General features: G+C 62.9%; 4 protein-coding genes. All 4 read right to left on the bottom strand.

Going from position 1 to position 3,256, the window contains the following annotated elements:
* Positions 1–46: 46 nt before the first annotated feature.
* A complete protein-coding gene (locus XpopCFBP1817_RS20215) occupies positions 47–301 on the bottom strand; it encodes a phage late control D family protein (RefSeq protein ID WP_244171278.1) in 255 nt (84 codons plus the stop codon).
* A gap of 427 nt (positions 302–728) precedes the next feature.
* On the bottom strand, positions 729–1,232 hold the full coding sequence (locus XpopCFBP1817_RS20210; protein ID WP_128418439.1) for a putative signal transducing protein: 504 nt from the start codon (positions 1,230–1,232) through the stop codon (positions 729–731).
* Between the two features lie 160 nt (positions 1,233–1,392).
* The gene (gene tesB / locus XpopCFBP1817_RS20205; protein ID WP_128418438.1) at positions 1,393–2,298 is read right to left on the bottom strand and encodes an acyl-CoA thioesterase II; all 906 of its coding nucleotides are present in this window, start codon (positions 2,296–2,298) and stop codon (positions 1,393–1,395) included.
* A gap of 73 nt (positions 2,299–2,371) precedes the next feature.
* Positions 2,372–3,142 (bottom strand): enoyl-CoA hydratase/isomerase family protein, encoded by a 771-nt coding sequence (locus XpopCFBP1817_RS20200; protein WP_128418437.1) that lies wholly within the window; start codon positions 3,140–3,142, stop codon positions 2,372–2,374.
* Positions 3,143–3,256 lie beyond the last annotated feature (114 nt).

Below are 3,256 nucleotides of genomic sequence, written 5' to 3'. Positions count from 1 at the left end.
CCATGCGCGCACTTGTTTCTACACGATCCGGGTGCAACCAGCTGATCTATCTCGGGAAAACGTGGGGAAACCTCAGGTGCCGGATGGTGATGCCAGCGCGCTGGCCCAGCAGTGTCTTGAGTTCTATCGCCGACGATTGGCTCAGGCAGGTCACATCCGCCGTGAAAGGCTCGCTCAGTGCCCAGGTCAGTTGCAGCCGCAGCGGAAACAGCAGAGTGCGACGCGGTGCGTTCTGCCCGCCGAACTGTAGTTCAAGAACGCGACCGTCTTGACTGACATCAAAATACTGCATCAAGTCCATCTGGGCGGTGCACCGTGAATAAACGAAGAGACATGTACGGGAACGCGTTGACTATAGGTGCGCGCCAGAGGACGTAATCTAAGGCGCTTACTACTACCTACAAAAGAGACAATGGCGCAAATAATGAAGAGCTGGCAGACCGAATGTCCCCTTCAGCTCCGCGCTCTGGACGACCCGATTCCGGGGATAACGCGTTGACAGCGATACTAACAATTGCGCTAATCCCACACAAGGAAAATAGGCTAAGTCCGCTCAGCGGAGTCAGAAAAATCTGACGCTGGCGGACCTGAAGCGGCATCATTGCTCATTGCGATGACCGTGACGACGAAGCAGTTGCCTCGCCATCACACGCTGGATGTGACCGATGTGATGGTGGTAGCGCCTCCCGCACCGCCCGGCGGTCGCTCTGCAGTCTGGTCGGCCGCGCTCAGCGCGCCGGCTGGATCCGCACGCGCACTTCTTCATCCTCTGCCGCCGGTGGTGTCGCGTTGGCAGGCGCCGCTTGCTGCGATGCCGGCTGAGCCGCCGGCACAGGCGCGCTGCGATGGCGCAGCACCACGAACATCGCCACCGCGCCGATGACCAATAGCAGCACCAGCCTGATACGCCAGGCCCAACTGCGCGCGCTGGAGCTTGAGCCGTTTTCGCCTTCGCGAAAGGTGTATTCCACATTCGGCAGATCGCGGCGGGTGGTGTCGAGCAATCGCGCGTCGCGCAGCAACTCGCGTGCGCGTGGCTGGTCGTCGGCATGCACGATCCACACGGTTGGATAGGTCTGTGCGTTGCTTTGTTCGAGGTAGCTGAACTGGCCGGTGCGCTTGCTTTCGTAGGAGCGGCCATTGCTCATGCGCACGTCGATGCCGGCATCGCGCAACAGGTTGGCGACGCCTTCGGCGGTTTCGATACGTTGACTGCTGAAGATCTTGCGCATGCTTAAAGTGTGCCGGCGATTGCCGAACAGGTCGCACTGCGAGTGCGCGTGTTCGAGACAGGGGAGAGAAGTGGCGTGGACGTGGATCCACTTCCGAAAGAGGCTGCAGCGGAAGAAATGCCTGCGCGCAGCGAAATCTGTTGGCCAAGCGACTGCATTCCTACTCCCTGGCCGGCACGGCGATCGCGCTGCCATCGGGCACCACGCGGATTAATCCTTCCTGCGTGGTGCTGGCGACCAGCACGCCATCGCGGGTGAAGAACTGCCCACGCGCCAAGCCGCGCGAGCCCTGCGCGGTGGGGCTGTCGAGCGAGTACAGCAGCCAGTCGTCGGTACGGAACGGGCGATGGAACCACAGCGCATGATCCAGCGAGGCCATCTGCACGTTCGGCGTGTAGTAACTAATGCCGTGCGGAAACGTCGAGGTGCCCAGTAGCTGAAAATCAGAGGCATATGCGAGCAAAGCCCGATGCAGGCCGACGTCGTCGCCGACCGGGTCGCTCAGGCGTAGCCACATTTGCTGGAACGGTGGGCGCTTAGGTGGTCTGAGTTCGTCGCGCGGAAAGACGTGGCGGAACTCGAACGGGCCACCACGCGAGAGCCAGCGCTGCACCTTTGCCGGCAGTTTTTCCAGTACTTCCGGTGCCAGCGGCGCGGTGGATTCGATGTCTTCCGGCGGCGGTACCACCGGCATCACCGACTGGTGCTCCGCGCCGTTTTCGTGTTCCTGAAACGACGCTGCGCAGAAGAAGATCACCTTGCCATGTTGGATCGCCGTAACCCTGCGCACCGAAAAACTGCCGCCATCGCGGGTGCGATCGACGTCGTACACGATCGGGTGATCGATATCCCCGGCGCGCAAGAAGTAAGCATGCAACGAGTGCGCCTGACGACCGTTTTCCACCGTGGCCTGCGCGGCCGACAGCGCCTGGCCTAGTACCTGCCCGCCGAACACGTACTTGGTGCCGATGTCGCGGCTTTGGCCGCGAAACAGGTTGTCTTCCAGACGCTCCAGCGACAGCAGGTTGATCAGTTCGGAGACGACGGGTTCGGCAGTGGCGGACAAAGGCTTGGCCTGGGCGTGCGACGGACCGCGATTATACCGGCCGCCCCGTCGTCACCATGCGCGAGGCGCGTGCTCAGGCCTTTTGCAGGCGCGCGACCAGGCCATGCAGCGCGGCCTGCGCATCCGGTGCGTACCAACCGTCGATGAAACGCTGCAGCTGGATCAGCTCGGGTGCCAGCGCGGCGCGCAGATCGGCACGCGCAATCGCGCGCGTGGTCAGCATCGGCTGGCGCGGCAATTGCTGCAGATCCTGCAGCCACGCTACAGCGCGCGCGGTGACCAGATCGCCATCGACCAGCTCGTCGACCAGGCCGATCGTGACCGCCTGTTCGGCCGGCAGCAGCTGGCCGGAAATCAGCAGGCGCTCGGCGCGGTGCGCACCGACCACGCGGCGCAACAGCCGCTGGATGCCTTCGGGCGCGGCCAGGCCCACTTGCACCTCGTTCAAGCCGATCGCATAGGGTTTGGCGGTGTCGGCACTGCGCGCCATCACTCGATAATCACAACACAATGCCAGCACGCAGCCGCCCGCCGGCGCATGCCCGCCGATGGCCGCCACCACCGGCACGCTACTGTTGGCCAGCGCCTGCGCGGCATCGAAGAAGGCCGTCCAACTGGCCAGCAATGCGGCGCGGTCGTTGCCGTGCGCCAGCAGATGCGGCACGTCCATGCCACCGGAAAAAATCCGTTCGCTGCCAGACAGCACGATGCCATCGGCCGCATCGCCGGCCTGCTGCACCGCAACGCTCAATGCCTGGCATAACGCAGTGTCCAATGCATTGACCGGCGGGCGCGCCAGACGGATTTCGCGAAGACGGCCATGGTCTAAGATCTGGATGCTCATTCGGGGCCCCTGGAGGTCGGTTCATGATAGACGGCAGGGCACCTCGAACAACCAAGTCGTAGCCGTGGTGACACGCACTGGATGATGACCATACCTTCAAAAAATCAGCGATCT

This window comes from Xanthomonas populi (genome assembly GCF_002940065.1).
GTDB lineage: Bacteria > Pseudomonadota > Gammaproteobacteria > Xanthomonadales > Xanthomonadaceae > Xanthomonas > Xanthomonas populi.
Note: the sequence above shows the minus strand (reverse complement) of the source record. Positions and strands in the feature narration are given on the sequence as shown.

What these genes read in the sequence shown, in the direction of transcription:
- XpopCFBP1817_RS20210 (WP_128418439.1), bottom strand. Translation starts at nt 1,232, where the DNA reads ATGCGCAAGATCTTCAGCAGTCAACGTATCGAAACCGCCGAAGGCGTC.
- XpopCFBP1817_RS20215 (WP_244171278.1), bottom strand. Translation starts at nt 301, where the DNA reads ATGGACTTGATGCAGTATTTTGATGTCAGTCAAGACGGTCGCGTTCTT.
- XpopCFBP1817_RS20200 (WP_128418437.1), bottom strand. Translation starts at nt 3,142, where the DNA reads ATGAGCATCCAGATCTTAGACCATGGCCGTCTTCGCGAAATCCGTCTG.